Below are 24,179 nucleotides of genomic sequence, written 5' to 3'. Positions count from 1 at the left end.
TTCGAACGTCACCGATGTTTAATTCGCGTAGAACTACGAATTAGTTTTGTTTTTTATCTTCATCCACAACTTCGTAATCAGCGTCTACAACGTTGTCACGTTTTGCGGAACCTTGTTGCTCTTCAGCACCTTGTGCTTCTTGCTCTTGCGCCTGTGCTTGCTCATACAGCTTCACGGACAGTTGTTGAACGATCTCTGTCAGTTCTTCTGTAGCGGCTTTGATGTCTTCCAGGTTGTCGGAAGCCAAAACGCCTTGCAGTTTTTCTTTGGCTGCATTTGCTTTTTCAACTTCGCCAGCATCAGCTTTTTCGCCAAGATCTTTGATCGTTTTGTCAACAGAGTAGATCAATTGATCTGCACTGTTTTTCGCTTCAACGAGCTCTCTGCGTTTTTTATCTTCTTCAGCGTGCAGCTCAGCATCTTTCATCATTTGCTCAACTTCAGCATCGCTCAAACCGCTGGAAGAAGTGATTGTGATTTTTTGAGTTTTGTTTGTACCTTTATCTGTTGCAGATACGTTAACGATACCATTGGCATCAATATCGAAGCTAACTTCGATCTGTGGAACGCCACGTGGAGCTGGTGGAATATCACCCAACATAAAACGTCCAAGCGATTTGTTACCCGCTGCCATCTCGCGCTCACCTTGCAGAACATGAATCTCAACGCTTGGTTGATTGTCTGCATATGTGGAGAATACTTGAGATTTGCTTGTAGGGATCGTTGTGTTACGCTCGATCATTTTAGTGAATACGCCACCCGCTGTTTCGATACCCAGGGACAATGGAGTTACGTCAAGCAATACAACGTCTTTCACATCACCTGTCAGTACACCCGCTTGTACAGCAGCACCCAAAGCTACAACTTCATCCGGGTTAACGCCTTTGTGAGGCTCTTTACCAGTCAGTTTTTTGATTGCTTCTTGTACTGCAGGAATACGCGTGGAACCACCAACCAATACAATCTTGTCAATATCGTTAGCCGTCATACCCGCATCGCTCAATGCACGACGAGTTGGTTCGAGCGTACGCTCAACCAGACCTTCAGAGATTTCTTCAAATTTCGCACGGCTCAGGTTCAACTCCAAATGCTGAGGAACGCCATCAGCAACAGTGATGAACGGCAAGGAGATCGTTGTAGTCAATACGCCGGAAAGTTCTTTTTTCGCTTTTTCCGCTGCATCTTTCAAACGTTGAACCGCTGCTTTATCTTTACTCAAGTCAATGCCTTGATCTTTTTTGAATTCACTTACGAGATAATCGATGATCACTTGGTCAAAGTCATCCCCGCCCAGTTGGTTGTCCCCGCTAGTTGCTTTAACTTCGAAGAAGCCGTCACCCAGTTCAAGAATGGATACGTCGAACGTACCGCCACCCAGGTCATATACGAGAATGGTTTGGTCTTCGGATTTCTCCATACCGTATGCCAAAGCTGCTGCTGTTGGCTCGTTGACGATACGCAGAACTTCCAAACCTGCAATTTTACCCGCATCTTTAGTCGCTTGACGCTGACTGTCATTGAAGTAAGCTGGTACAGTGATAACTGCTTGAGTTACCGTTTGACCCAGATAAGCCTCAGCATCGGATTTCAATTTTTGCAGGATGATTGCAGAGATCTCTTGTGCGGAGTAGTCTTTGCTATCGATTGTTTCTTTGTGGGAAGTACCCATGTGACGTTTGATCGACATGATGGTACGATCCGGATTCGTGATCGCTTGACGTTTTGCTGTTTCACCAACAACACGCTCTCCATCTTTTTTGAAACCTACTACGGATGGGGTTGTACGTGCGCCCTCGGGATTTGGAATTACGACAGCCTCGCCGCCTTCCATTACCGCTACGCATGAGTTTGTGGTTCCTAAGTCAATACCGATTACTTTACTCATGGAAAAATTTCCTCCTCGACAATTTAAAATGAATGGGTCAGGTATGACCCTTATTGGATGTTCATGTTGCTAATCGTGCTCTATGTGTACAAACCTTTATATTAAGCTTCGACCACATTATTCAACCATGGAGCTGACTCATTCTTTCCTGTATGGAAATTATGAGCTAACTTTAACCATAGCCGGACGAAGCACTTTATCCTTCAGCATGTAGCCTTTTTGGACTTCCTCAACAACGATACCTTCTTCGTACTCGTCGCTCTCCACTTGCATGATTGCTTGGTGGAATTCAGGATTGAACGGTTGTCCTACCGATTCCATCGCCGTCAGACCTTCATTCGTCATCACAGTTTCCAATTGACGGAAAATCATTTGGATACCTTTGGAGAAAGATTCGGACTCTGTTCCTTCCGGTACAGTAGCCATTGCACGCTCGAAGTTATCAATAACCGGTACCAGTTCGGTGACCAGCTTCATCGAAGCGTATTTAGCCAATTCCTCTTTTTCCTTCTGTGTACGACGACGGAAGTTATCAAAATCAGCCTGTGCACGGACATAACGCTGCTGTTGTTCCTCAGCTTCTGCCTTCAGACGTGTAAGCTCATCCTGCTCCTGCTCAGCGATCTCTTCAGCTTGTGCTTCTGCAGCGCCAGCTTCATTGACAGGCTCCTGCTCAGCTGCTGTTACCTCTTGTTCTTCTGTAAATGATTGCTCCTCTTTCAAGATGTTCACCTCCTTATGCGAATGAAATGGTTCATTCCCGTCTCTTATTTGAAACGATGCGTCAACATCGCCGTCAAATCACGGGATAGTGTATTTAGAATATGAATGACACGTGCGTAATCCATCCGCGTGGGTCCCAGAATACCGATTGAACCCAAAGCCTCGCCGTCCAATGAATAGGATGCTGTAATCAGGCTGCAGTTTGCAAAGGCTTCATGGTCATTCTCGGTGCCTATTCGCACCTGAATACCAGATCCACCCGGCACGGGCATCATCAATTTCATGAGTGTTGGTGTCTCCTCAAGCAGATCAAGAATATCTTTTACCTTTTCGATATCTTTAAACTCCGGTTGAGTCAACATGTTGGTGGCACCGCTGAGGAACAGACGATTATCATGTTCATTGTCAAAGGCACTGTTCAGCACCTGCATAACTTCCTCATAACGTGTAATATGCCGTTCCATCTCTTGCCCAAGTTCGGTATAGAGACGGGATTTCAATTTGTAAATTGGCACCCCAACCAGCTTGGTGTTCAACAGTCGAACCACATTCTCCATCTCGGCTACCGAGATTTCTGGCGGAATCTGGACCGTCTTGTTCTCCACCTGACCGGTATTGGTCACAATGATTGCCACAGCTTCACTCTCGTTCAGCGGAAGCAATTGGAAGTGTCGCAGGGACGTATGGAATACTTCCGGTCCAAGCAGGATCGAAGTATAATTTGTCATATGTGACAAAATATTGGATGCATGCTGAATAACTTGTTCCATGACGTTCAGCTTTTCGGCGAAGAACGACTTCAGATCATCCAACTCTTGGGGCTCCACCTGATTCCAAGGAACCAAATGATCGACATAATATCGATAGCCTTTATGGGAAGGAATGCGTCCTGCCGATGTATGCGGCTGTTCCAGGAAACCCATATCTTCAAGGTCCGCCATTTCATTACGGATCGTCGCCGGACTGTATCCAACATCTCCCCTTTTGGAAATGCTCCGGGACCCTACGGGCTCAGCTGAACGGATATAGTCATCCACTATAGCGTTCAGAATCATTCGTTGACGCTCTGTTAACATGGTGAGTATTCCCTCCTTCTGACTGTACTGTCCCATGTCGTTAGCACTCCGGTTAGATGAGTGCTAAGCGGTAATACAAAAATACCAAACTGACGTGAACATTGTCAAGTGAGTTTGATGAGTGGGCTCATCTATTTATAGTATAGACCAATGTCGTGGTGTACTAACAACTTTACTGAAGATAGTTTGAAGTAAAAAGGACTGCATGTTCGGCAGAGGTTGACTCGGCTCGATCCATGCAGTCCATTCTGTTGTTAGGCCGATACGTTAAGCTCTTTTAATACGGCGATCTCATCACAGCAATCCTGCTTGCTGCAATGAACACAGTCGGTCCATACTTTCTCGGGGAAAATCTCTTTTTCCACCACGGCAAATCCGTTTTTGAGAAAGAAGGACACCTCATAGGTTAACGCCATAACCTTCGGAATCTGTTGTTTCTCCGCTTCTTCTACCAGCCGGTCCAGCAATCGGGAGCCAATACCTAGCCCTTTATGCCCTTCCGAAATACCTAGTGATCTGACTTCCACCAGATCATTCCCCAGACGACAAAGCGATCCGCAACCCACCACTTCACCATCGACTTCGGCTACAACAAAGTGTTCCAGCTGTCGGTGCAGTATTTCCCGTGATCGCGGAAGCATGATCCCACGCTCTGCATAGCCCTTAATCATTTCATACAGTGGTTCAACATCTTCCGGCACGGCTTTTCTGCATATTACCGACATCCTGCTCTCCTCCTATTACCAAGCTTTCCAGAGGAAAGCTGACTTCGTAGTTGTTAAAATAACACGCTCTGTAAAATCAATATGAATAAATATACAACAGAGCGTATAGAATTTCAAGCTACGAATTCAGCGATATGGACCCGATAAACTCCGCAAAAACGTCATTTCCGAACAGGATACCCTGCTCGCTCAGTCGGAAGCCGTCTGCCGTCCGCTCAAGCAAGCCGGCGTTTAACATTTTGCCCAAAGGCTTCGCAAACACTTCTTCCATGGACTCTCCAAACTGTTCGCTGAACCGTGAGGCTGAAGCCCCTTCCAGCATTCTCAGTCCAACCATCAGATAATCTTCCATGGCTTCCGGGCGAGCGATCTCGAAATGATCCAGACGAGGCAGTCCTGCACGTGAAGCTTCAACATAAGGATTTATACCTTTAATATTCATATGCCGTTCGCGGCCCACATATCCATGTGCACCTGCACCGAGACCGTAGTAGTCCTCATTACGCCAGTAGGTAATATTGTGACGACTCTCGAAGCCTGGCTTGGCAAAGTTACTGATCTCGTATTGTCCATAGCCTGCTTCTTTCATCCGTTTCATTAATAGAAGATACATTTCCAACTCGTCATCTTCATGAGGAAGTGGTAACTGGTTCTTCTGATACAGTGTATGGAAAAGTGTATTTTCTTCTACCTTAAGGCTGTAGATGGAGTAATGCGGCAGATCCAGTTCCAGCGCTTTGTCGATGCTCTCATTCAACATCTCTACGGTCTGGTTCGGCAACCCGAACATCAGGTCAATGGAGAGGTTATTCAAGCCTGCTTTGCGAGCATTCTCCAGACTGCGATATACATCATCCGTATTATGGATACGGCCAATGCCTGTCAACAGATCATTCTGAAAAGCCTGTACGCCAAAACTGACGCGATTGACTCCGCCTTCTTTCATCGCAATGAGCTTCTCTGCATCCGTTGTTCCCGGGTTGGCCTCCATCGAAAATTCGATGTCGTCCGCCCAATTCGGGAAATACGTTTTGACTGAACGAAGGAATACCGCCATCTCATCCGATTTCAGAGCCGTTGGCGTACCACCACCTACAAATATGGTCTTGATCTCACCCGGTGGATTGGCCTTAACTGTATGTTCCATCTCCCGTTCCAGCGCTTCGAGATATTGCATCACGGGCTGATCTTTCAGAACGTAAGAGTTAAAGTCGCAATAAAAACATTTATTCGTGCAAAAGGGAATGTGAAGATACACCGCTTGGGGCGCACCTGTCTTCCGGCTGTGTGCTGCCAATGTCATGGCAAGTCCCCCTCTATTTGAAAAAAGGAAAGCCATCCGGCTTCCCTTTCAGCTTAGTTATTTAATATTTTGTGTTGTAACCATGTTTGCAACAATTCAATTTCGATACACACACTCTGTGATGTACCCGAAATTGAATTATTAGTCATCAATTTTCAGTACCGCCATAAACGCCTCTTGCGGCACCTCAACGTTACCAACCTGCTTCATCCGCTTCTTACCTTCCTTCTGCTTCTCAAGCAGTTTCCGTTTCCGCGAGATGTCACCACCATAACACTTGGCAAGTACGTTTTTACGCATTGCTTTTACCGTTTCACGAGCAACGACCTTGGTACCCACGGATGCCTGAATTGGCACCTCGAACATTTGCCGCGGAATCAGCTCGCGCAGTTTCTCACAGACAATGCGTCCGCGATTATAGGCACGGTCCCGGTGAACGATGAAGGACAGAGCATCAACCTGTTCGCCATTGAGTACAATATCCATTTTCGCCAGATTGGACTGACGGTAACCGGACAGCTCATAATCCAGGGATGCATATCCTTTGGTACCGGATTTCAACTGGTCGAAGAAGTCATATACAATCTCGGACAACGGAATCTCATACGTAATGGTAACCCTGGTCGTGTCCAGATATTCCATATTCACATATTCACCGCGTTTGTTCTGACACAGTTCCATAATGGTACCTACATAATCATTCGGTACGATAATATCTGCCTTGACGTATGGTTCCTCGACGTAATCAATCCGTCCCACCTCAGGATAGTTGGATGGGTTGTCGATTTTCATCACTTCACCATTGGTTAAGGTGACGTGATAGATTACACTTGGGGCCGTTGTGATCAACGGAATGTTAAACTCCCGCTCGATCCGCTCCTGGATAACGTCCATGTGAAGCAGTCCAAGGAATCCACAACGGAATCCAAAACCGAGTGCACTGGATGTTTCCGGTTCAAAGCTCAGAGACGCATCGTTCAACTGCAATTTCTCCAACGCTTCACGCAGATCAACATAGTCCGATGTTTCGATCGGATAGAGACCACAATACACCATTGGGTTAATTTTACGATAACCCGGCAGAGGTTCCGGTGTTGGATTTTTGGCATCTGTCACCGTATCCCCGACTTGTGTATCGCCTACATGCCGAATACCGGCAACAATAAATCCAACATCACCCACGTTCAGCTCGTCCACGATGGTCATGCGAGGTTTGAACGCGCCAACTTCAATGACTTCAAATGATTTACCTGTTGCCATCATTTTGATTTTGGAACCGGATTTGATTTTGCCATCAACAACACGTACGTATACGATTACACCTTTGTACGGGTCATAATGCGAGTCAAAAATCAGCGCTTTCAGCGGTTGATCCGGGTCACCAGTAGGTGTCGGAACACTTTGCACCACTTGCTCCAGAATCTCTTTGATCCCGATACCCGACTTGGCCGAAGCCAGAACAGCGTTGCTCGTATCCAAACCAATAACATCTTCCACTTCCTGCTTCACCCGTTCAGGATCAGCGCTCGGAAGGTCAATTTTGTTGATAACCGGTAAAATTTCAAGGTTGTTATCCAATGCCAGATACACGTTGGCAAGTGTTTGGGCTTCAATTCCCTGAGCCGCATCCACAACCAGCAGAGCACCTTCACATGCAGCAAGACTGCGTGATACTTCATACGTGAAGTCTACGTGTCCCGGTGTATCAATCAGATTCAATAAGTACTCTTCACCGTCATCAGCTTTGTAGCTCAGAGCAACTGCCTGTAGCTTGATCGTTATTCCACGTTCGCGTTCAAGATCCATCTTATCCAGAACTTGATCCTGCATTTCACGTGAAGTGAGCGCACCTGTGTACTCCAAGATCCGGTCCGCAAGTGTTGATTTGCCGTGATCTATATGTGCAATAATAGAAAAGTTACGAATTTTACGTTGTCTTGCCCGAATATCAGTCATTCCTTACCCCCAGAAACAGCCTAGTGTCAATCACTTCATTATAACAGTTGATGCAGAGTGCATCAATCCCGTGATGTCCTAACTTTTATAATAAAGTATAATCATTCACTCCCAGAGGTTATATTGTACCTTTAAATCATGGTATTTTATTCAGCAACTCCGCTAAAAAGAGAGACCACCCACTTGATTCCACTGTGAGACAGATTTTGCAATAGTCCAGCCGTTTTGTCTGCCAGTACATCAACCGGAGCTTTATTCTGATCTGCCCCAAGCACTTGGCTTGGTGATTGTACAGGTACAAATGGTGGTTCTTTGACTTCCTTTTGGACAGGTGCAGTCTGAACAGATTCGGTAACCGATGTCGCTCGCTCTGTTGTCACGGCGGTTGGTGTGGCACCTGATGGATTACCGATATGAAAGTTACTGCCAGCCAGCTGCATTCCGAACAAAACACCCAGCAACATTAATACAGCAATGGATAACAGTCTTTTACCGAATCTGGACATATGCTTTGCCTCCCGTCACTCTACTATTTTTTGTCTTCTTACATATATAGTTCCTATCCACCCTGCGACGAGTTCTCTGCACTGGCTTTGTCCACCTTCTGATCTTCCCAATACACCTCGGCAATCATATCAGCGAGAATCTTGGATGTGCGCTGTAGCTCAGCTCCTGTATTGTCAATGCCGCCAATCTCAATCAAAATGCTGTTGGGTGAAAGTGTTTGGTTATACTCTCCGTTGTTGGCTCCTCCGCCATCCTTGCCCCACACACCTCGGGATACCCCTGGATACTTGGCTTCCAGTTTCTTATGAATTTTCGCTGCAAAGGCTTCATTCTGCCGCCAATTCGGATTTTCATGTCCAATAATGAAATACACTTTGGCATAACCCAAGTCGTTAATGGTAGTCGTTGTTTTGCCATGACGCTGTGAATCCCGATGAATGTCTATGAGGTACGTCAGATCGTCATTTTGAGCAAGTGCCGCTTTTACGGTTTGACGGGAGTATTTATAGGAATAGTTCCAGTTATAATCCTTTACTTTGGTAGGGTAATCATCTTTTGCATGCTCTACGCCGATTCCCAGCTTCTCCAGACTGTCTGAAAGATAGCTTCCCACTTGAAACACATTGCCTGTTGATTTGCCGGATGATGGATTGTCACTCTTCGTACCTAGCAGTGGATTGTAGCCTTCCCGTGGATGGGAATGATAGATAAGAACTGATTTTCTGCCTGATGTCGGTGAGCCACTATTGTCTTTCTCGCCATCCTTCGCTGGGGGGTCTTCTTTAACTTCTCCATCTCCAGGCTCCCTCGAATCAGGCGGATCCGTGTTGTCCTGACCTGGTGGAACATGCAGCTCACTACCGGGTTTCCCTCCACCCGCAGATGCCGTATCCGTAAGACCAGGACCGGGCTGATAATCTTCGGGAGCCTCGGCCTTTTCGTTACCAGAGCCAGGCCGGAGCAGTACAGGTTGGTTGGAACCCATGCCGGGCATTTCTCTCGCAATCAGGCTCTTGGGGTCTTGAGGGTTTACATTCGTCAGTAATTGGAAGACAAAAGAGGTGAGATTCTCTCCTGATATGGCAGAAGTCTGTTCTTTCTGGGTGAGATGGGGCATCTCCATACCGAGCATATCGACGAAAAAGCGGCTTGATACGGCGCTCGCAAATCCTTTCATGGAAGAAACGGGTGAATTATTTAGGCGTTTCTCTGCCATTCCCCCGAGACCAAGTACGACAAAAAACAAAGCGGATATGATCATAAGCAACAACAACGTACGGCCCATGGCCAGCACGTGCAGACATCTTTTTTTCCACTTCCCAATATTCCAGGCCAATATCTTGTTCATTCTGCTGTCTCCTTCCCTGCTGGACAACTCTTATACTTCAACTCTATGAGCCTGCAAGATTTGATAGAACAGGAAAATGAAAGATTCCAGGAACAAAAAAAAAGAAAGTCCGATAGATTCGGACCTTCTTCTGAGTAGTTTTTAGTTTTAATGTGTATAGGCAGCAACGTTATCCGGATTCACTGCATCATGAAGTGCGGCGTTAAGCCCTGTAGCAATAACATTGGCAATGCCTTCGATAAACTCATCAATTTCCTTCGGGGTTACGATTAGGTCATGACCCAATGGCTCCAGTACCTCTTTCACCAGACTCAGGCGATCTTCTTCACCGATGTCGTCCAGCATGCCCATAATTTGCTTCGTCTGATCCGTTTCCTGGTTGAAATGTGAGCGCATCATCTCAATGACATTGTTCACAATGGTGGACGCATAACATACGGTCGGTACGCCGATGGCGATGCAGGGAACACCCAATATCTCACGGGTCAAGCCTCGCCGTTTGTTCCCAATACCTGAACCAGGATGGATACCGATGTCCGCTACCTGAATGGTTGTATTCACACGTTCCAGAGAACGGGAGGCCAAGGCATCAATCGCAATAATGGCATCCGGCTTGGTACGGTCAACAATACCCTGTACAATGTCACTGGATTCAATGCCCGTTGTACCCAGCACGCCGGGAGCAATCGCGCTGACTTCCCGATACCCTGGTGCGACCTGATCCGGCACCAATTCGAAATACTGACGGGTCACCATCAGATTCTCCACCACAAGCGGACCAAGTGAATCCGGGGTGACATGCAAGTTACCGAGACCCACAATCAGGATCTTGGATGTTTTGTTGATCCCGGCCTTAATCATAAAGTCTTCCATCTCACGCGTGAACTCAGCGGCAACACGCTCCTGTAGCACGGTATCACCATTCCGTAGTGACGGCACCTCCAAAGTGACATAGTGGCCTTTCACCCGACCAATGGCTTGGGCTGCTTCATCATTAAGTACATCAATACGTGTAATCGTAATACCCTCTTTTTTCTCTACATCTTCCCGTAGTCCGGGAATCGTCTGTTTCTGTCCACCTTGCGCCATTTCCTTGGAGTCGATTGCCAAATCGGTACGAACTGTATAGTTTTGCAAATCCAGTGTCATTCTGTCCCTGCCTCCCTTACCGCATTTGAGCATATTGTGTGGGGAAAAGAGTTTCTTTATGCAGCATGTCGAACATCGTAGGAATATCTGTTGCATTTTACATGCTAGCGTGATAGAATATTTTAAGTTGTGAAACGTTTGTATTCATGCAAATGCCTTACAGGAGGTGAATGTAATGCCAAACATCAAATCCGCTGTTAAACGCGTAAAAACGAGCGACAAGCGCCGCGCACTCAACGCTTCCCAGAAGTCTGCACTCCGTACAGCTGTTAAAGCTGCTGATGCTGCTCTGGTAAGTAACGAAGTTGATACTGCAAAAGCTGCGATTCAAGCTGCTTCCAAAAAGCTGGACAAGGCTGTAACTAAAGGTCTGGTTCATAAAAATGCTGCAGCACGCAAAAAGTCTCGCTTGGCGAAAAAACTGAACGCTCTTTCCGCACAAGCGTAAGAAGCGTTACTTATACGATCCAATGGAAAAATCCTGAACAGCATAGGCTTTCAGGATTTTTTAGTATCTGATTCGATAAGTATAAGACACAGACAAAGCGACCTTTATTCCAATGATCTAACCATCATGGAGCAAAGGTCGCTTTGTTTGTTATTCATACTATGATTCTATCAGGTGTACGAATCACTTCACGCACCAAGTCTTAATAGGAACAACTCCAGACCAAGCACTTTATCCACAGCTCCAGTTTTCATCTGGTAATCCAGTTCACTGAGGTGACTCAGGATCATTCTCAGACGATCCGGCTGAAATTTACGAGCTTGTTCACCTGCAATCTTAACAGCGTAAGGATGCAGACCAAGCTGACTGGCAATCTGCTGCTGGGAGTAACTTTGTTGGCCCAACTCTTTCACCTGAATCATGATCCGAAACTGGCGTGCGATTAAAGCTGCAATTTTGATCGGTTCTTCCCGCTGTTTCAATAACTCATAGAAAAGAGCCAATGCTTTCTCTAATCGCAAATTGGCGAGTTCTTCCACTAGGGAAAATACATTCTGCTCTGTGCTACGGGCAACCAGCGATTCAATATCAGCACGCTTGATTGTCCCCCCATTACCCGCGAACAAACATAGTTTGTCTACTTCAGCAGATAACGTCTGAAGCCCTGTTCCCGCATAGCTAACAAGTGTGTCCGCCGCACCAGCTTCAAAAGAGACATCGCGCTGCTTCGCCAGTTTTACAATCCAACTCAACAGCTCATCTCCACTTAATGGAGCAAAAGCAAGAACCACTGCCTGTTTCTTGACAGCCTTCACCAGTTTCTTACGCTCATCCAGCTTGTCCCCCTGTGCCAGAAAAACAATCGTACTGTATTCTGCTGGATTGTCCATATATGTAAGCAGACGATCAACCTGGTGTTCAATCTTGGATTCTTTACCTGCAGTAAACAGGCTGGCATCGCGTACAATAATCAATTTGCGGGGAACCAGAAATGGTACGGTCTCCGCTTCTTCAATAACGACCTCCACAGCCGTTTCAGACAAATCATATGGAATAATCGCAAAATCGCGATGTTCTTCTTCAATAACCTGCTCTTTTAACATATCCGTAAATTGCTGTATTTGATACTTCTCCGTTCCATACAGCACATAGATCGGAGCTGGTTCTCCACTACGTATTGCCTTTGTTGCACTTTTCACATCCATTCACGGTGCCTCCTTATCCCTCTTATCCTACCAGAAAAAGCGCAAGACAACAAAGGGACCTTACATCCAGTTACGGATGAAGGTCCCCTGTCCTACATCTATATAAACGCAGATACCAGCAGTTCTAGAAAAAGCTGGTGTGCGGTCATACGACGTCAGTTGGTTGAACTGAGATAGGACGTTTTGTTACTTCCAATATATGCTTGTCATACTGAAGATGTTCTTTTGTTTTATAGGATTGGAATCCCTAACTCCACTTATTTGGCAGAAGCTCCACCTGAAACAGAAGGTACACTAAACGAGTTCTTCGCCATTGTTCCGTCCTTGTCCGTTTCGTAATTAAACAGGGTGCCATCCTTCGACCAACTCGCTGACTTCAGTGTCCCCTCTATATTTCGCTGTTCAACCAGATTCAGAACATCGGGTTCATTCACAGGTTTGGAGTATATGCTGATTTGATCACCAATAAGCATAACCACATAAGAGCCGTCAGGTGATTTCCATTCTTTGGATGCTGCCGTTGAGGTGATCCCCTGATCTGGTCCTGCGAATCCTTTGTTACCTCCAGAGGAGTCTGCACCTGTACCGGAATCAGTAGCTGCATCGCCTTCTACCGGAGCATCTTCAGTCATATTAGGTGCTGTATCCTGAGAAGTGAAGGTTTGATCATCTTCGCTATCTGGTTGCGTTGTCCGATTCACTTTTCCATCTGCTGAAGAAGTAGGAGCACTTTCCGAATCCTGATTTTGCGGCTCGGAATCCGGATTCGGCGTCAGGTCCTTCTGACTATCCGTCGAAGGAGAATTGGACGAATCATCTTGCGTTCCTTTGTTTGGAGCAGGCGTTGGCTCGGTTGCCGGTTGTTTAGGTGTTTGATCTACCTGAACTTCAGGCTCCTCTACCTTATCTCCACCATTCTCTTCAGGAATTGTTTCTACGTCTTGGTTATCTGGTTCAGTTGGTGAAACATTCGATTGATCCACAAACACATCGTTGCTGCTTGGTTGGGACGAAATGGCAGGATCATAATTTTCAATATTCTTGCTTAATGGATTCTCATCCACATTACCGCTCTCTTGAGAAGCTCCAGAGCTCATCAGCATGGAATCGGCATTCTCAATCTGTTCAGGCGGATTTCCCCAGATGGCGAATCCCAATATAACTGCCGCAGCCGCTGCACCCATGGACATACGTCCTGCCATCGAGTTAAGCCATTTTTGCTTCGTTTTCCGCTCACTTGAACGTTGTAAATTCTCAAATGCAGCGGGGACAGGACTCATTTCTTGTATGGTGCTACTTTGTTCCCTCCGCGCTTCGTCAATGGCATCAAGCTGTGGCATAATCGCATCCACCAGACTAAACTTCGGGCTTACTTGCGGTAACTCCTCCAGTTCTCTGGAAAGAGCTCTGAGTAAACTAAAATTCTCGGCGCACTCCGGACACTTCGCCACATGCTGTAGCATCTGTGCGGTTTCCGCCTCGCCCAGATCATGATCCAGATAGCGGTGCATCCATTCCACCACCTCTTCGCATTTCATCCTGTCACACCACCTTTCTGATATTCCTGTAGTAGATTCTGTAATTGTTGTCTGGCTCTAAATAGATAAGATTTCACCGTATTTAACGGAAGATCGAGACAATCCGCAATTTCGTTGTAGGATAAGTCCTGCAAATATCTTAGAACAATAACGGTACGATGATGCTCGGGAAGCTTGTTGATCGCATCCTGAATGTCTTGGGCCACATATGTAGACATGACCTCGTACTCCACATCCTGATTATCCTGAAAAACCATGTCATGTTCGTCAATGGAGACAGACGGCTTGGTTCTTCTGAATTTATCAATACAGATGTTCGTGACGATGCGTTGTACCCATGTTTTAAATTGGGCCTTTTCTTCGTATGAGTTGATTTTGGTGTAAATTCGGATCAACGCTTCCTGAGCAGCATCCAAAGCGTCCTGTTCATTATTTAGAATGTAATATGCGGTCCGATAGACATGTTGTTCAATCTCCCGCAATAGGGTAATTAGAGCGTCGCGATCGCCCGATTGAGCGGCTCTGATGAGTTCCGGCTCTACCACAAAGGATCCCCCTCTCCCTGCAACCTTACAGACGTGATCATCAATAAAATTGTTGCAAAGTTAAGTATTTTTTTAATTTGCCATAACAAAATAACGGCGTATGTATTAGGGCCGCTGAAATCTTCTCTTAGAATAACAGAAATCGCATAACGAGTCACCAAACGAGTACAAAAGGGATTCCATTACTTACACGACTCAATTCTAATGCAATGGCATACATTATAGCTAAACACTTTTTTGGTCCCAAAAATAAATAAAGTCCAAATTTAAGCTATTTTTAATGTAACTTTCATGAAAATAGTGTATTGTAAATTTACATTCATAAACACGAGGTGATGAGCATGCCAGCTCTTGCGAAAATTCAAGCTTTAAAAGAACAAATGCCCAAAGAATATCAAAGCATTTCCCATTTTGTGGAACATGCATTGGAATCCATTGATACTCTGGTCGAGGAACATCGGAAGTACGTTGCTGCACAGGCATTATACGGCGATAAAATCGTTGGATCGGAAGAACGCCTGTACAGAGAAACCGTACTTGATGTTAGAGCACAGCTGTTGATGACTCTTGAGAAAACGGTAGAAGATCTGCTGCATAAAGGCGACAAACACTGGAACAAACACTTTAAGGATGGCATTGAGTAGTTCTTATATTATTTCAACCATTTAAAGAAATAGCCCGTTTTCCGATATTCTCCCTCGTGGAGGGTAACGGAAAGCGGGCTTTGCTTGTTGGATCCTCTTCCGGGAAAGAAGCGTATATTCAGAAAAAGTTGTTCAATATCTGTTCGATTTCATTTGGCTTTGTAATTTCAGGACCAAAAACTGCTCTAGGTTGCTTACTGTTATTCCAAGGCTCCAACGTACAAGCATCATGAACATTAGCTATTTTCCAATCCAGTACATTGTCAAAAGTCGTTCCTGTATTCTGTCCATGAATATGATTGATCCAGATGGGTTCTTTGATATGAATAAATTCCCTGGGTACCTTTAGTGCATCGCGCCAGGTATAACTGGCTGCTTGTCCTTTTAAACACTCATCTACATGGATAAGTGTTACACCGTAGCTGGGAAGCCAGAAAAAAAAATTCCCCAGTCGCTTTTGTACTGAATCGTAGATGTAACCGTATTGAGGTATCAAGGCAACCGTGCCCTTTTGTGGTTCATAGACGTGCAGTTGTTTAATAAAATCTTTGTGGTACATATCGTCGCTGGACAGATAGACACGGTACAAATACTTGAACTCCTCAATATCTTGGAATACATGAGCTTTGTAATATATAGGTGTAACAAAACAGATATTGGAAGGCAGGGGAGGGTAGTTTTTTAGTGTCCCTTGTACGAGGTTCTCAGACTTCGGATCATATAGCACGTAGCAGGTAAAATCCTGAGAAGATTGAAGGAGCAGGCTCTTGAGTGTATATTTCATGAATATATCTATTCTGTATTCTATCCATTGTTTGGTGAGTCGGTCCGATGTCCCCCCCCAGTTATTAAAGAGCATTTCTATAATGAGTTTTTTTTCCTTAGACACGCACTTAGCCCTCCTTTGGTGTTCAAATGATCAAAGATCTGAATAGTATATGTATTTCCAGTAAAATTGCAATGGACAAATTACTAGTAGCATAATTCATTTCCTGAAAGCAAGTTAGGGGCTGCTAAGTACAAATTAAATAGCGACTTTCCATGGACTCATACAACAAAAAAGCTAAGCGGAAATTATACCGCCTAGCCTCTTAGTCTTATCATTTTACTTATTCAGTAGGGCATCGGCCTTCTTCGCTGCTTCAGCTATAGCTGCCTCTGCCGTGATGGACGAATCAACAACCGCGCGAAGAATCTCATCCTTGATCATCTCACCAATCTCTGGATACACCTTCTGCATTGGTCGCGGACCTGCATATTCCAGTTGATCTACCGCCACCTTAAACAACGGCTTTTCCTCATAAAGCTTCTTCATATCATCGCTTTCCACTGCACTGACTCGGCTAGGCAAATATCCCGTGAAGGAGCTTGCGTATATCGTTTGCTCTTTGGCGGTCATCCATTTAATGAACTTCCACGCTGCCTCCTGCTTTTCTGGAGACAGTCCGGAAGTCATCACCAGGTTGGCACCACCTGTTGGCACTCCATACGTATCATTCGCAGGCATAAATGTCGTCCCAAGTTCAAAACCCTGCTCTTCTGCAACCTTCATATTATTGGTCAAGTCCGCAGTTGAGGAGAAGAGCATCGCAGCACGCTGATTGTGGAAATCCGTCTTCGCTTGTGTACCTGCATCATCAGTCGTACCGATGCTCATGATGCCTTCATTCTTCATCTTCAGCCACAACTTCACTGGTTCAATTCCGGTTTCATTATTGAATGCTGCACTTTTCCCATCCTCGCTAATCATTGTTCCTCCGCTCTGTCTAACAAAAGCCTCATAGAACCAAATATCAACAGGCATCGAGATACCGTAACGCTGATCCTTAACTGTTAGCTTGCGTGCATAATCTTCAAATTCCGTCCAATTCTTCGGTCCAGCAGGATCAAGTCCCGCCTCATTCAGCATTGTACGGTTCAAATACAGGATTGGTGTACTTCGTAAATAAGGAAGTGCATACAGCTTGTCATTCACGTAAGAATTTCCCATTAGTCCTGGAATAAAATCCTTCATATCAAGTTGATCTTTCTCAACAAATGAAGTCAATTCCTGAGTCATGCCAGATTCAGCAAAGACACCAACTGAAGCAATTTCATTTTGCCAAACTTCAGGGGCATTGCCTGCTGCAAAAGCAGCCTGTGCCTTGGAATGCTGATCTGCATACGATCCCTGGTATTCCGCCTTCACAATGACTTCATCCTGGGATTCATTAAACATTTTAACCAAGTTTTCATTGTTCTCGGCGATCTTGTCCCCCCATGAGTACCAATATGTAATCTCTATCGGTTTATTGGCCGTGCCATTCAAAGTACCTGAAGCAGCATTATCGGTTGAACCCGCGGAATTGGAATCACCACAACCAGTTACTGCAAGTGCAAGCGTTGCTGCTAACAAAATTGACCCAAATTTTTTCATGGATAAAGCCCCCTATGAATTAGATTACTTCACACCCGAATAGACAAATGCTTTAATAATTTGCCGTTGTCCAAATAAGAAAACAATCAGAATCGGAACGACCAAAATCATGTTTCCAGCCATCAAAATGTGCCAGGCGGCTCCTCCGTCGACCTCGCGCAGCTTAGAGATCCCAATCGGAAGCGTTCTTGCTGCATCGGAGGTCGTCATTACGAGCGGCCAGAAATAATCATTCCAGTGTGCAATGAAGCTGAACAATGCAAAGGTCACCAGCGTTGGCCGTGCCATGGGCACCATAATTTTGAGAATGATCTTCCATTCCGGTGTTTGGTCAAGCCGTGCCGCTTCAATGAGCTCTTCCTGTACTTGCTTGAATGACTGCCGGAGCATGAATATGCCAAAGGCACTGGAAGAGAAAGGAAGAATAAGTGCCAACAAATTGTTAATGAGTCCCCACTTGCTGAGCAACAAATACACAGGCAGGAAAATAAGCTGACCAGGAATCATCAAGGTCACCATCGTTATCCCGAATAACAGCTTGTCTCCTTTGAAGGAGTACCTTGCAAACGCATAGGCAGCCAATATAATGGTTGTAAATTGAAGAAGGAGTATACTGACCGATACAACAACGCTATTCATTAGATATTTCAAAAAAGGCCCCGATTCCCACGCCGCTTGGAAGTTGCTCCACATCACCTTGGAGGGAATCCATTTGGGTGGAAAGATCACTGTCTCCGGGTAAGACTTCAATGATGTTGAAATCATCCATAGAAAAGGGATAGCAAAAATCGCAACCAATACGACCGTGGCAGTAACATTCAGGATACGCAGCACTGGCTTCCTTGCCATGACATTTCCCTTCTCCTTTCTATTGGTAGTGAACCTTGCGGCTCAGCAACTTGAAGTAGATTAACGTAAGCAAACCGACGACAACGAGCAATATAACTCCCGCTGCAGAAGCGTAACCGATCTTGAAGTAGCGGAATCCGTACTCGTAGATGTAAAAGACGAGCGTGTTAGTTGAATTGATCGGCCCCCCGTTGGTCATAATGGCAATGGTCTCAAACACCTGGAATGAACTGATCAGATTAATGATAATTAAGAAAAACAGAGTCGGCGAAAGCATGGGCAGCGTAATTTTGTAGAACTTCCGCCACCAATTGGCCTCGTCCAGAGCTGTGGCTTCATACACATCCTTCGGAATGCTTTGGAGACCAGCGATGAAGATGAGAGCGTTGTAGCCCACGCCTTTCCAGACCGAAACAAGTACTAGCGACAGTAATGAACTGTCGGGACTACTCAGCCATTCCAGCCTGGGCAAGCCAACCATATCCAACAAACCGTTAAGCAAACCGAATTTGGGATCCATTAGCCACATCCACACCAGGGATACAGATACAAGCGAAACAATATGTGGACTAAATAGTGCACCCTGAACAAACCCATACCATGCTCCTTCCCGATTCAGCCATATGGCTAGCAGTAGCGAAATCACAATGGATAAGGATACGGAAAGAAGCGTATAGTTCAAGGAATTGCTCAGCACCTGAAGAAATGCACTATCCTTAAATAACTCAACAAAGTTGTTGAAGCCCACGAACTCCTTAACCGGATTAATGAAATCCCAGTTATAAAAGCTTAGGAAGATCATATAGAAGATCGGATAAATGAAAAAAATGGAGAACACCACGATGGAAGGAGCCACCATCACATAAGGACGGAATCTGGACCAAACGGTCATGAAGATTTCCCTCCCAGGACAATGAGCTCTCTAGCTTCAGACCGCTCATGCTGACGAGCACGGACTCCGTTCCGATCAAAATAGTACAGATCCTGCATAGAGACCGTGATGTTTACCTCGGAGGCTGACTCCAAAGGCTTCAAAAAGCTCTTCACGGCAACAGGTCCAAGCGCCGAATCCAGTTGATAGATAATTTCTGCACCTAGAGTCTCGCGTGTCATGATCTGGGCCGTGAATTGAACATGTCCCGTCTGCGGTCTATTCTCAAGTGTCATCGTTGCTTTCTCTGGTCGAAAGCCAATCTGCCCAATGTCGTCATGAAGCTGCCCATTCAAATAAGGCAGGATACGTTCACGATTAATTACATTCATCGGCGGTGTACCGATAAACTGGGCTGTAAAAACATTATCCGGATCATCGTAGATTTTCATTGGACGATCTGCTTGTTGAATACGCCCTTTATTCATGATGACGATACGATCTCCCATGGACATGGCCTCAACCTGGTCATGCGTAACAAAGACAAAGGTTGCGCCTAGTCGTTTGTGAAGCTGGATTAGCTCCGTTCGCATCTGATGGCGAAGCTTGGCATCCAAATTGGACAATGGTTCGTCCATCAGGAAGACTGCGGGTTTCTTCACCATGGCCCGAGCCAAGGCAACCCGCTGACGCTGACCTCCGGACAGAGCCTGCGGCTTCTTGTGCAAATACTCGGCTAGGCCGACGACCTCGGTGATCTCCTTAACGAGCCGCTCTCGCTCGGGCCGGGGAACCTTGCGATTCACTAATCCGAATTCGATGTTCTCCTTGACCGTCATCATTGGATATAATGCATAGTTTTGAAATACCATGGCGACATTGCGCTTGCCCGGCTCCAATCCATTGACAGAATGGTCTCCGATCCAAATTTCACCGCCCGACTCCTTATCAAGTCCTGCGATCATGCGGAGTGTCGTCGATTTTCCACAGCCGGACGGGCCTACCAATACGGTAAAGGAACCATCCTCAATGGTCAGATCGAGACCCTCGATGACTTTATCCTGCTTGAAGCTTTTTTCAATCTGCTTCAACACAATTTGTGCCATGACATTCCCTCCTTCTCTTTACATTACTGAGCGGCCGATGCTAATTGAATGGATAAGACAAGGTCGCTTTCTTCTCCCAATGCATCAGCGACAGGTCCAAAGCCCGGCATATCACTACAAAAGCTCTGAATATCGTCGATGAGACCGGCACCCTGTATAAGCCGGTGAGTTATCGCTACTTTTCCCTCGTGAACTTCAATAACGCGGTAGGCGGGTACATCGAGACAAGCTGCGGTCTGTACGTAATGCCATTTTCCTTGCTTAACGATGGAGTTTATGTGATTATGCCCGCAAAAATAGATGCCTCCTTCTGGCTGACTATTGAATATGCTCTTCAGTTCATCCTCCGGACGGACATACAGCTTATCGAGCGTCGAACGCGCAGTTGTATCGAATACCGGATGATGCCCGAAGAGGAGTACTTGCTTCTTATGCGAATCGGCAAGCTGGTCTTTGAGCCATGCCAGTTGCTCTCCGTCCAGTTCTCCTCCCCAATCTTCACGGTTCATTTCCTGGGTAGTATCCAGAAAAACCAGCTTGGCATGAGGCGTGTCAATCGTTCGATAGCGATCCTGACCTGTTAGCGTGGAAATTTCATGCTTTGGTATCGAATAGGTATCATGATTGCCCAGTACATGAATAAAGTTCCGTTCACTTCTTGCAAGAATGGAGTAAATCGATCGAAGTTCCTGAGCCGTTCCTTCATGCGTTAAATCGCCAATAGAGATATGAACGTCCGCCTCTTCCTTCAGAAAAGCCTCGAGCATATGCTCGTATGCCCGGACTCTCGCAGCCTTCATTTCCTCGGTCCCGTGACTCATACTTGAATAGTGAAAATCACCTAGTAACGCCAGACGCATTAAACGCCACCTCCATCTTTATTTTGGACACCTTGCTGCTCAAGCTCTCTCCACCTGCAACACATCTGAAGGCTTTAAATGGTCATCCTGCTCCATGATGCATTCGTTGAAGGAAGGCCATATATAATTCGGAATGATACCGGTCTTTCCGATATCCTCTCTTGAGGAGATACCCGTAAGCACGAGCGCAGTCTTCATTCCATTCTGCTGCCCAAATAAAATATCCGTTTCCAGCCGATCACCTATCATGAGGCATCTGCTGCTATCCACATCCAAAAGCTCGAGCGCCTTCTCTGCATAATAGCGGGAAGGCTTGCCAATCACGACCGATGCTTTCTGCTGGCTAGCTGCCTCGATCGAGCTTAGAATGGCTCCAGTGTCCGGAATGATATCTCCTGGCACAGGACAGCAGTTGTCCGGATTCGTTGCGAGCAGAACCGCCCCATGACGAACTGCTTTTGCCGCTAAATGAAGCTTATCGTAATGAAACTGCCGATCCATGCCAACTAACACATGCGTTGATCGATACGGATCTTCGGTAATGACTATCCCGATTGCACGAAGTTCTCTCTGCAAAGCCTCCTCACCGACAACCAGCACCTTGGCGTCCGGGGCATGCTCTGTAAAATACATTCCTGACACGTAGCCTGCGGTCAGAATTTCATCAAGCTGGCACGAAACACCCAAATTCAGCAGCCGCTTGTAGCAATCCTCCCTGGTATGAACGGGAGTATTCGTAAGGAACAAGAGACGCTTGCCTCGTGATCGCAAGCCACTAATTAAGTTATTTACGCCAGGGAGCATCATCTGGCCGACATAAATCGTCCCGTCTAAATCGAAGCAATACGCATCGTAAGCATACAAATCCTCCATGACCTTAACCCTGCCCACTCACACTGAGCTGGACAACTCCAATACATTCATGAAGCATTCGAGCTCATCTGTACAGACCCATACGGACGGATATTCCTGAAATTTCTCCATTATGGAAGTCTCATTTATTGTCCAAGCCATCAGTTGAATTCCTAGCTCTTGACATCGATGAATGTAATCTTCGGTCACGAAGGCATGGTGCATGGACAAGAATGTCGCCCCCATCTCTAACGACCAGTCAAGAATAGCCTTCGAACACCCAAAAGTAATAAGACCGATGCGTACATCGCTAGATAATTGCCTGATCTTCTCCAAGGCATCAAAATCAAATGACGTAATGACTACCTGATTCAGCAGGTTGAATTCTTTGATAACTTCAAGTACCTTTTCCTCCAGCTGAGGGTAATAGTTACCCATTTGCTTAAGCTCAATGTTAAGCCCAATCTTACCCTTTAAAGCACGCAGCACCTCTTCAAGGGTTGGAATATGCTCATCTTGCTTTATTTTAAAAGATTGCAGCTCCGAAGCTGTATAATCGGCTACCCTGCCCGTCCCATTTGTCATGCGGTCAAGCGTATGATCATGAATGACAACCGGGATTCCATCCTTGCTGAGATGTACATCCAGTTCAAGATGTGTGAACCCAAGCTCCACCGCTTTTAAAAAGGAAGACATCGTATTTTCAGGATATTTCTTTGGGTATCCGCGATGAGCAACTGCTTGAATGGTCATGCTAAAGTTACCTCCCGTTGTATTTTATGGACAACACAAAAAACCCAGCAGCAAATCACCCTCCTTCAACATCAAGGTTCTATCGATTTACTTACCACCGGGTTTTCTCGTCGTCTCCACCCAAGGATAAATGTATGAAATTAAGTCCAGAATTTCTCATGGCCTATCGAAACAAAATCTGCCCCGCTCTTTAATGCTTCCTGAATTTCTTCCTCATGCCGGATAAGTCCTCCAACAATCAACGGCTGCGTGATGCGTTCTTTCAGTTCTTGGATAACTCGGGGCATAAGTCCCGGCATCAATTCAACCTCATCAGGCTTATAGCTCTTAATCATCCGAACTGCAGTCTCAATTGCAGCTGAATCAATGGCAAATATGCGCTGAATGCTTAATATGCCTGCTTGCTTTGCCGCTGAAACCGCATTGCTCTTCGTCGTCACGATCCCATCGACTTTAAACACATCAGCAAGATATTGAATGGCGGAGGCATCTCGTCCAATCCCGGAGACCATCTCGGTATGCACGTAAGCCTGTTTGCCGCCTTGATGCAGACTGTCTATGATTGAACCAAGATTGGTGATGTTGCCTGTCATCAGAATAACTCTCTTCACATCGCTTGCTATAGCTTGAGAAATTTGCTCGTCTACCGTAATGGAGGCGATGATGGGATAATTCTTCATGATTTAGTCCTCATTCCCTCGTTTGTCATCTTAAATGATAAAGCTTTAATATTCGTTTGGTATCACCGCCATGTAAACGGGGTATTAACTTAAGCCCTCAGGTTTGGCGAAGCCTAGCGAGGGAAATAGTGATAATACTACACATCGAAAGGATGAATCACACGATGAATCCAACTTCAGATCACCAAGAAGCAATCGAGAAAATTCAGGAATTGATCAAAGACATCGACGTTGCGATGCTTACAACGGTATCAGAAGAAGGGCTAGTTTCACGCCCAATGAAAACCCAGGATGTCGAGTTCGACAGCAACCTGTGGTTCCTGACCAAGAAAGATACGAGCAAATTTCATGAACTGCTTCACAACCAGCAAGTTAACATCGCATATGCGGGTAAATCTTTCGTCTCCATCCGTGGCGAAGCCGAACTCGTGGAAAGCTCTGAGAAGATAAAGGAATTTTGGAGCCCGGTCTACGAGAACGTACTAGAAACCACGTATGATGATCCGAACCTCGTTCTCATCAAGGTCAAAGCCGAAACTGCCGAGTATTGGGATACCGGCAACAAGTTCAAGATGGCCAAGTTCTTGTTCCGTCGACTACTGGGCAAAAATACTGAAGGAACAGATATCAATCAGATCGTCGAATTCAATTAGATACGGTAAAGAAATTTCCTAAAGAAGAAGTGCCCATCATGCTATAGGTGATGGGCACTTTGAATTCGATCTTATACAGGATATCAA

24 protein-coding genes are annotated in these 24,179 nt (G+C 45.8%); 3 read left to right on the top strand and 21 right to left on the bottom strand.

Features of this window, described 5'->3' with window-relative positions; translation table 11 throughout:
- Positions 1–40 precede the first annotated feature (40 nt).
- From dnaK to gpr, 9 genes are all read right to left on the bottom strand, one after another.
- Positions 41–1,885, bottom strand: a complete 1,845-nt coding sequence (gene dnaK / locus AC4G47_RS08080; protein ID WP_062835522.1) for a molecular chaperone DnaK — start codon at positions 1,883–1,885, stop codon at positions 41–43.
- A 159-nt stretch (positions 1,886–2,044) separates the two neighbouring features.
- A complete protein-coding gene (gene grpE / locus AC4G47_RS08075) occupies positions 2,045–2,617 on the bottom strand; it encodes a nucleotide exchange factor GrpE (RefSeq protein WP_491105672.1) in 573 nt (190 codons plus the stop codon).
- 35 nt (positions 2,618–2,652) lie between these two features.
- Entirely contained in the window at positions 2,653–3,684 is a 1,032-nt protein-coding gene (hrcA, locus tag AC4G47_RS08070; protein ID WP_036615092.1) for a heat-inducible transcriptional repressor HrcA, read from the bottom strand.
- Positions 3,685–3,938: 254 nt separating this feature from the next.
- Positions 3,939–4,409: an N-acetyltransferase gene (locus AC4G47_RS08065; RefSeq protein ID WP_017687214.1), complete on the bottom strand. Its 471-nt coding sequence runs from the start codon at positions 4,407–4,409 to the stop codon at positions 3,939–3,941.
- A 118-nt stretch (positions 4,410–4,527) separates the two neighbouring features.
- Positions 4,528–5,712 (bottom strand): radical SAM family heme chaperone HemW, encoded by a 1,185-nt coding sequence (hemW, locus tag AC4G47_RS08060; RefSeq protein WP_458123479.1) that lies wholly within the window; start codon positions 5,710–5,712, stop codon positions 4,528–4,530.
- A 141-nt stretch (positions 5,713–5,853) separates the two neighbouring features.
- Complete coding sequence (lepA, locus tag AC4G47_RS08055; RefSeq protein WP_491105671.1) at positions 5,854–7,668, bottom strand: translation elongation factor 4; 1,815 nt, start codon at positions 7,666–7,668, stop codon at positions 5,854–5,856.
- A gap of 146 nt (positions 7,669–7,814) precedes the next feature.
- Positions 7,815–8,174 (bottom strand): hypothetical protein, encoded by a 360-nt coding sequence (locus tag AC4G47_RS08050; RefSeq protein WP_491105670.1) that lies wholly within the window; start codon positions 8,172–8,174, stop codon positions 7,815–7,817.
- A 53-nt stretch (positions 8,175–8,227) separates the two neighbouring features.
- Entirely contained in the window at positions 8,228–9,523 is a 1,296-nt protein-coding gene (locus tag AC4G47_RS08045) for a stage II sporulation protein P (RefSeq protein WP_491105669.1), read from the bottom strand.
- A gap of 147 nt (positions 9,524–9,670) precedes the next feature.
- Positions 9,671–10,672, bottom strand: a complete 1,002-nt coding sequence (gene gpr / locus AC4G47_RS08040) for a GPR endopeptidase (RefSeq protein ID WP_458123482.1) — start codon at positions 10,670–10,672, stop codon at positions 9,671–9,673.
- Between the two features lie 175 nt (positions 10,673–10,847).
- Between gpr and rpsT the strand changes: the two genes are divergently transcribed.
- Complete coding sequence (rpsT, locus tag AC4G47_RS08035) at positions 10,848–11,120, top strand: 30S ribosomal protein S20 (RefSeq protein ID WP_024628504.1); 273 nt, start codon at positions 10,848–10,850, stop codon at positions 11,118–11,120.
- 188 nt (positions 11,121–11,308) lie between these two features.
- Here rpsT and holA read toward each other — a convergent pair whose 3' ends face one another.
- From holA to AC4G47_RS08020, 3 genes are all read right to left on the bottom strand, one after another.
- Positions 11,309–12,325: a DNA polymerase III subunit delta gene (holA, locus tag AC4G47_RS08030; RefSeq protein ID WP_458123483.1), complete on the bottom strand. Its 1,017-nt coding sequence runs from the start codon at positions 12,323–12,325 to the stop codon at positions 11,309–11,311.
- 257 nt (positions 12,326–12,582) lie between these two features.
- The gene (locus AC4G47_RS08025; protein WP_491105668.1) at positions 12,583–13,863 is read right to left on the bottom strand and encodes a zf-HC2 domain-containing protein; all 1,281 of its coding nucleotides are present in this window, start codon (positions 13,861–13,863) and stop codon (positions 12,583–12,585) included.
- On the bottom strand, positions 13,860–14,408 hold the full coding sequence (locus AC4G47_RS08020; protein WP_017687205.1) for an RNA polymerase sigma factor: 549 nt from the start codon (positions 14,406–14,408) through the stop codon (positions 13,860–13,862). Before AC4G47_RS08020 ends, AC4G47_RS08025 begins: the two co-directional genes overlap by 4 nt.
- Before the next feature lie 341 nt (positions 14,409–14,749).
- Here AC4G47_RS08020 and AC4G47_RS08015 point away from each other — a divergent pair, with 341 nt between their 5' ends.
- Positions 14,750–15,052 (top strand): hypothetical protein, encoded by a 303-nt coding sequence (locus tag AC4G47_RS08015; protein WP_211080831.1) that lies wholly within the window; start codon positions 14,750–14,752, stop codon positions 15,050–15,052.
- Between the two features lie 118 nt (positions 15,053–15,170).
- On the opposite strand, the gene AC4G47_RS08010 is transcribed toward AC4G47_RS08015, so the two are convergent.
- From AC4G47_RS08010 to AC4G47_RS07970, 9 genes are all read right to left on the bottom strand, one after another.
- Positions 15,171–15,941: a glycosyltransferase gene (locus AC4G47_RS08010; protein WP_491105667.1), complete on the bottom strand. Its 771-nt coding sequence runs from the start codon at positions 15,939–15,941 to the stop codon at positions 15,171–15,173.
- Between the two features lie 216 nt (positions 15,942–16,157).
- On the bottom strand, positions 16,158–17,468 hold the full coding sequence (locus AC4G47_RS08005; RefSeq protein WP_491105666.1) for an ABC transporter substrate-binding protein: 1,311 nt from the start codon (positions 17,466–17,468) through the stop codon (positions 16,158–16,160).
- A gap of 24 nt (positions 17,469–17,492) precedes the next feature.
- Positions 17,493–18,317, bottom strand: a complete 825-nt coding sequence (locus tag AC4G47_RS08000) for a carbohydrate ABC transporter permease (protein WP_458123487.1) — start codon at positions 18,315–18,317, stop codon at positions 17,493–17,495.
- A gap of 19 nt (positions 18,318–18,336) precedes the next feature.
- The gene (locus tag AC4G47_RS07995) at positions 18,337–19,209 is read right to left on the bottom strand and encodes a carbohydrate ABC transporter permease (protein WP_491105665.1); all 873 of its coding nucleotides are present in this window, start codon (positions 19,207–19,209) and stop codon (positions 18,337–18,339) included.
- Positions 19,206–20,294 (bottom strand): ABC transporter ATP-binding protein, encoded by a 1,089-nt coding sequence (locus tag AC4G47_RS07990; protein WP_458123489.1) that lies wholly within the window; start codon positions 20,292–20,294, stop codon positions 19,206–19,208. The genes AC4G47_RS07995 and AC4G47_RS07990 overlap by 4 nt, the downstream gene beginning before the upstream one ends.
- 23 nt (positions 20,295–20,317) lie before the next feature.
- Positions 20,318–21,154, bottom strand: a complete 837-nt coding sequence (locus AC4G47_RS07985) for a metallophosphoesterase family protein (RefSeq protein ID WP_491105664.1) — start codon at positions 21,152–21,154, stop codon at positions 20,318–20,320.
- 39 nt (positions 21,155–21,193) lie between these two features.
- Entirely contained in the window at positions 21,194–22,027 is an 834-nt protein-coding gene (locus AC4G47_RS07980) for an HAD-IIA family hydrolase (protein ID WP_491105663.1), read from the bottom strand.
- Positions 22,028–22,045: 18 nt separating this feature from the next.
- Entirely contained in the window at positions 22,046–22,759 is a 714-nt protein-coding gene (locus AC4G47_RS07975) for a glycerophosphodiester phosphodiesterase (protein WP_458123492.1), read from the bottom strand.
- A 140-nt stretch (positions 22,760–22,899) separates the two neighbouring features.
- On the bottom strand, positions 22,900–23,439 hold the full coding sequence (locus AC4G47_RS07970) for a glycerol-3-phosphate responsive antiterminator (protein ID WP_458123493.1): 540 nt from the start codon (positions 23,437–23,439) through the stop codon (positions 22,900–22,902).
- 164 nt (positions 23,440–23,603) lie between these two features.
- Between AC4G47_RS07970 and AC4G47_RS07965 the strand changes: the two genes are divergently transcribed.
- Entirely contained in the window at positions 23,604–24,092 is a 489-nt protein-coding gene (locus AC4G47_RS07965) for a pyridoxamine 5'-phosphate oxidase family protein (RefSeq protein ID WP_145323335.1), read from the top strand.
- The last annotated feature ends 87 nt before the right edge of the window (positions 24,093–24,179 follow it).

The organism is Paenibacillus sp. Negev47 (assembly GCF_058313655.1).
The sequence above is the reverse complement of the archived record's forward strand: the minus strand, read 5'-3'. Positions and strand labels throughout refer to the sequence as shown.

What these genes read in the sequence shown, in the direction of transcription:
- AC4G47_RS08000 (WP_458123487.1), bottom strand. Translation starts at nt 18,317, where the DNA reads ATGGCAAGGAAGCCAGTGCTGCGTATCCTGAATGTTACTGCCACGGTC.
- AC4G47_RS08065 (WP_017687214.1), bottom strand. Translation starts at nt 4,409, where the DNA reads ATGTCGGTAATATGCAGAAAAGCCGTGCCGGAAGATGTTGAACCACTG.
- dnaK (WP_062835522.1), bottom strand. Translation starts at nt 1,885, where the DNA reads ATGAGTAAAGTAATCGGTATTGACTTAGGAACCACAAACTCATGCGTA.
- AC4G47_RS07970 (WP_458123493.1), bottom strand. Translation starts at nt 23,439, where the DNA reads ATGAAGAATTATCCCATCATCGCCTCCATTACGGTAGACGAGCAAATT.
- hemW (WP_458123479.1), bottom strand. Translation starts at nt 5,712, where the DNA reads ATGACATTGGCAGCACACAGCCGGAAGACAGGTGCGCCCCAAGCGGTG.
- gpr (WP_458123482.1), bottom strand. Translation starts at nt 10,672, where the DNA reads ATGACACTGGATTTGCAAAACTATACAGTTCGTACCGATTTGGCAATC.
- AC4G47_RS07980 (WP_491105663.1), bottom strand. Translation starts at nt 22,027, where the DNA reads ATGGAGGATTTGTATGCTTACGATGCGTATTGCTTCGATTTAGACGGG.
- AC4G47_RS07985 (WP_491105664.1), bottom strand. Translation starts at nt 21,154, where the DNA reads ATGCGTCTGGCGTTACTAGGTGATTTTCACTATTCAAGTATGAGTCAC.
- rpsT (WP_024628504.1), top strand. Translation starts at nt 10,848, where the DNA reads ATGCCAAACATCAAATCCGCTGTTAAACGCGTAAAAACGAGCGACAAG.
- AC4G47_RS07975 (WP_458123492.1), bottom strand. Translation starts at nt 22,759, where the DNA reads ATGACCATTCAAGCAGTTGCTCATCGCGGATACCCAAAGAAATATCCT.
- hrcA (WP_036615092.1), bottom strand. Translation starts at nt 3,684, where the DNA reads ATGTTAACAGAGCGTCAACGAATGATTCTGAACGCTATAGTGGATGAC.
- AC4G47_RS08015 (WP_211080831.1), top strand. Translation starts at nt 14,750, where the DNA reads ATGCCAGCTCTTGCGAAAATTCAAGCTTTAAAAGAACAAATGCCCAAA.
- lepA (WP_491105671.1), bottom strand. Translation starts at nt 7,668, where the DNA reads ATGACTGATATTCGGGCAAGACAACGTAAAATTCGTAACTTTTCTATT.
- AC4G47_RS07995 (WP_491105665.1), bottom strand. Translation starts at nt 19,209, where the DNA reads ATGACCGTTTGGTCCAGATTCCGTCCTTATGTGATGGTGGCTCCTTCC.
- AC4G47_RS07965 (WP_145323335.1), top strand. Translation starts at nt 23,604, where the DNA reads ATGAATCCAACTTCAGATCACCAAGAAGCAATCGAGAAAATTCAGGAA.
- holA (WP_458123483.1), bottom strand. Translation starts at nt 12,325, where the DNA reads ATGGATGTGAAAAGTGCAACAAAGGCAATACGTAGTGGAGAACCAGCT.
- AC4G47_RS07990 (WP_458123489.1), bottom strand. Translation starts at nt 20,294, where the DNA reads ATGGCACAAATTGTGTTGAAGCAGATTGAAAAAAGCTTCAAGCAGGAT.
- AC4G47_RS08025 (WP_491105668.1), bottom strand. Translation starts at nt 13,863, where the DNA reads ATGAAATGCGAAGAGGTGGTGGAATGGATGCACCGCTATCTGGATCAT.
- AC4G47_RS08045 (WP_491105669.1), bottom strand. Translation starts at nt 9,523, where the DNA reads ATGAACAAGATATTGGCCTGGAATATTGGGAAGTGGAAAAAAAGATGT.
- AC4G47_RS08005 (WP_491105666.1), bottom strand. Translation starts at nt 17,468, where the DNA reads ATGAAAAAATTTGGGTCAATTTTGTTAGCAGCAACGCTTGCACTTGCA.
- AC4G47_RS08050 (WP_491105670.1), bottom strand. Translation starts at nt 8,174, where the DNA reads ATGTCCAGATTCGGTAAAAGACTGTTATCCATTGCTGTATTAATGTTG.